Annotated in this window: 4 protein-coding genes and 1 pseudogene; all 5 read right to left on the bottom strand. The window is 64.8% G+C overall.

Annotated elements, in window-relative coordinates; genetic code table 11:
- Positions 1-146, bottom strand: a 146-nt coding sequence (locus QZ709_RS05340) for a recombinase family protein (RefSeq protein WP_294636245.1), incomplete at its 3' end; no start/stop codon positions are given.
- Positions 118-1053: pseudogene (locus tag QZ709_RS05330) on the bottom strand (DUF3330 domain-containing protein); the annotation flags it as partial. The gene QZ709_RS05340 and the pseudogene QZ709_RS05330, both read right to left, overlap by 29 nt.
- A complete protein-coding gene (merE, locus tag QZ709_RS05325) occupies positions 1050-1286 on the bottom strand; it encodes a broad-spectrum mercury transporter MerE (protein WP_003132004.1) in 237 nt (78 codons plus the stop codon). The pseudogene QZ709_RS05330 and the gene merE, both read right to left, overlap by 4 nt.
- On the bottom strand, positions 1283-1648 hold the full coding sequence (merD, locus tag QZ709_RS05320; protein ID WP_000995360.1) for a mercury resistance co-regulator MerD: 366 nt from the start codon (positions 1646-1648) through the stop codon (positions 1283-1285). The genes merE and merD overlap by 4 nt, the downstream gene beginning before the upstream one ends.
- A 17-nt stretch (positions 1649-1665) precedes the next feature.
- Positions 1666-3351 carry a mercury(II) reductase gene (merA, locus tag QZ709_RS05315; RefSeq protein WP_011514825.1) on the bottom strand — a complete coding sequence of 562 codons (1686 nt, stop codon included), beginning with the start codon at positions 3349-3351 and terminating at the stop codon, positions 1666-1668.
- Positions 3352-3364 lie beyond the last annotated feature (13 nt).

Here is a 3364-nt window from a genome sequence, read left to right as displayed (position 1 = left end):
TCCAGTTCGGGCCGCCGTGTGTCCTTGCCCGACGCCTTGTCGGTGAACACTTTATCCACCTGGATCTGTTCGAGCTGCCGTTCTGGGTTCTGGTCGAAGCTGCTGACGCGGACGTAACCGATGCGCTTGCGCTTCGAAGCGTTGATAACACTCCAACCCGCAGAAGTGCTCGACGTATTCCGCGCCTTCCGGGGTGAAGGCGGCATCGAGCGGGATTTCCTTGCAGCACACGCAGCAACTGGTGGTGGTCGAGTCACTTGCATTCATGGTGGCACCCCTCCATTGACTGACGAAGACGGCGAATGCCGCCGCCGGCATTGGCTTCGCGAACAGGAAGCCTTGTCCTGTGTCGCAGTCCGCTTGTCGCAATAGATCAAGACTCGCCGATGTTTCCACGCCTTCAGCCACCACATCCATGCCCAGCCCGTGCGCAAGCTGAATCACGGTGTGCACGATGGTTTGGTCGCGGCGGTCGTTGGCGAGCCCGGCGACAAACGATTGGTCGATCTTGAGCGTGCTGATTGGGCAGCACTTCAGATGTTGCAGACAGGAATACCCCGTCCCGAAGTCATCGGCGGCGAAGCGCACACCGATCTGCCGCAAGGCGTCCAGGGCGGGGAAGATCGCCGGATCACCAAACGCGACCGATTCGGTCAGCTCGATTTCGAGATACTCGGCGGGCAACTCGGCATCAGCCAGCACGCCCTTTACCCACCCGTCGAAGTCCGGTCCCACTTGGCTCGCCGAAACATTGACGGCCAGCCGGAACGGTCGCCATGCCAGCATTCGCCAGTCACGCATCTGGCGGCAGGCTTCGCCCAGCACCCAAGCGCCGATTTCAGGCATCAGGCCGGACGATTCGACCACGGGCAGGAACTGGCCCGGTGGCAATAGTCCAAGCGTCGGATGACGCCAGCGCAACAGGGCTTCCGCGCCGACAATCCCACCACTGCGCAGATCGACGACGGGCTGGTAGTGCAGTTCAAGCTGCCCGCGCTCGACCGCTTGGGCCAGTTCCGGCGTCGTCCATCCATCCGGCCGGAAAGCGCTCATTCTCTTTCCCTGAATGCCCGCAACGCCCGCGACAGGGACAGAAGGAACAGGCCGGTCAAACCGAGCGCCGCGATGACCCAATGCTCGCCGAGGAAAGCACCGGCGGTTGTGCCGGCCAGCACGACAGCGAGGATGGGCAGGTGGCAGGGGCAAGTCAGCACAGCCAGTCCGCCCCACAGGTAGCCGGTGATCGGTTTGTGCGTCTCGGACGGCAAGCGCTCGGGGTTGTTCATGGCAGACTCTCCGCGTGCTGTGCCGGCTCGGTCGGCAGGGTGGCCAACTGCACTTCCAGATCGGCCAACGCTTCGCGCCGACGCTCGACGAACTGACGCAGCAGGGCAAGCTGCGCGGCCGCTTCGTCGCCGTCCGCCGCATCCAGCGCCCGGCACAGCCGCGCCAGCGCGTCGAGGCCGATGCCCGCCTCGAAGGCCGCCCGCACGAAGCACAGCCGTTGCAAGGCGGCGTCATCGAACAAGCCGTAGCCGCCTGGTGTGCACGCCACCGGGCGCAGCAATCCGCGCAGCAGGTAGTCGCGCACGATATGCACGCTCACCCCGGCATCAAGAGCCAGCCGGGACACCGTGTAGGCGTTCATTGAACACCTCCTTTTTCTCACCCGGCGCAGCAGGAAAGCTGCTTCACATCCTTGTTGAAGGTCTGCGCCGCGAGCTTCAACCCCTCGACCATCGTCAGGTAGGGGAACAACTGGTCGGCCAGTTCCTGCACCGTCATGCGGTTGCGAATGGCCAGAGCCGCCGTCTGGATCAGTTCACCCGCTTCCGGCGCGACCGCTTGTACGCCGATCAGCCGATGGCTGCCTTCCTCGATAACCAACTTGATGAAGCCGCGTGTGTCGAAGTTGGCGAGCGCACGCGGCACGTTGTCCAAGGTCAAGGTGCGGCTGTCGGTCTCGATCCCGTCGTGGTGGGCTTCCGCCTCGCTGTAGCCCACGGTCGCCACTTGCGGATCGGTGAACACCACGGCCGGCATTGCGGTCAGGTCGAGCGCCGCATCGCCGCCGGTCATGTTGATCGCGGCACGGGTGCCGGCCGCTGCCGCCACATAGACGAACTGCGGCTGGTCGGTGCAGTCGCCGGCCGCGTAGATGTTCGGGTTGCTCGTGCGCATGCCTTGGTCGATGACGATGGCACCTTGCGCATTGACAGTGACCCCCGCTGCGTCCAGCGCGAGGCTGCGCGTGTTCGGTGTCCGACCGGTGGCAACCAGCAGTTTGTCGGCGCGCAATTCACCGTGCGTGGTGGTCAGCACGAATTCACCGTCCATATGGGCGACCTGGCTGGCTTGCGTGTGCTCCAGCACCTCGATGCCCTCGGCACGGAAAGCGGCTGTCACCGCCTCGCCGATGGCCGGGTCTTCACGGAAGAACAAGGTATTGCGCGCCAGGACCGTGACCTTGCTGCCCAGCCGGGCAAAGGCTTGCGCCAGCTCCAGCGCCACCACCGACGAGCCGATTACGGCAAGGCGTTCGGGAATGGTGTCGCTCGCCAGGGCCTCGGTGGAAGTCCAGTAGGGTGACTCTTTCAAGCCCGGAATCGGCGGGACCGCCGGGCTGGCACCCGCGGCGACCAGGCAGCGGTCGAACATCACGACGCGCTCGCCACCCTCGTTCAAACGGACGGTAAGGCTCTGGTCGTCCTTGAAGCGCGCCTCACCGTGCACAACGGTGATGGCCGGATTACCGCCCAGGATGCCTTCGTACTTGGCGTGCCGCAGTTCGTCGACGCGGGCCTGCTGCTGGGCCAGCAGCTTACTGCGGTCAATCGTAGGCACAGTTGCCGCAATACCGCCATCGAACGGGCTTTCCCGGCGCAGATGGGCGATGTGGGCGGCGCGGATCATGATCTTGGACGGCACACAGCCGACATTGACGCAGGTGCCGCCGATGGTGCCGCGCTCGATCAGCGTGACCTGCGCGCCTTGCTCGACGGCCTTCAGCGCCGCCGCCATCGCGGCTCCACCGCTGCCAATGACCGCTACCTGCACCGGGGGCTCGTTGCCACTGTGCTTTTCGGCGGCGGCCATCCATCCCCGCACCTTGTCGAGCAGTCCGACGCGGTTGTCCGCCAGTGGCGCATCGGCTAGCGTTGCCTTGTAGCCCAGTCCGGCCACGGCGGCAGTCAGCGCGTCCGGCGATGTGCCCGGCACGATGGCGAGTTGCGCTGTGCCCTTCGGATAGGACACCAGCGCCGACTGCACGCCTGGCACTTTTTCCAGCGCTTCCTTGACGTGCGCCGCGCACGAGTCGCAAGTCATGCCGGTGATTTTTAGATGGGTCATGCAACAGATCCTT

Source organism: uncultured Aquabacterium sp. (assembly GCF_913773725.1).
GTDB lineage: Bacteria > Pseudomonadota > Gammaproteobacteria > Burkholderiales > Burkholderiaceae_C > Aquabacterium.
This window is presented reverse-complemented; position numbering and strand designations above follow the sequence as displayed.

Bases quoted from the DNA above. Each gene is read 5' to 3' on its own strand.
- merE (WP_003132004.1), bottom strand. From the start codon at position 1,286: ATGAACAACCCCGAGCGCTTGCCGTCCGAGACGCACAAACCGATCACC.
- merD (WP_000995360.1), bottom strand. From the start codon at position 1,648: ATGAACGCCTACACGGTGTCCCGGCTGGCTCTTGATGCCGGGGTGAGC.
- merA (WP_011514825.1), bottom strand. From the start codon at position 3,351: ATGACCCATCTAAAAATCACCGGCATGACTTGCGACTCGTGCGCGGCG.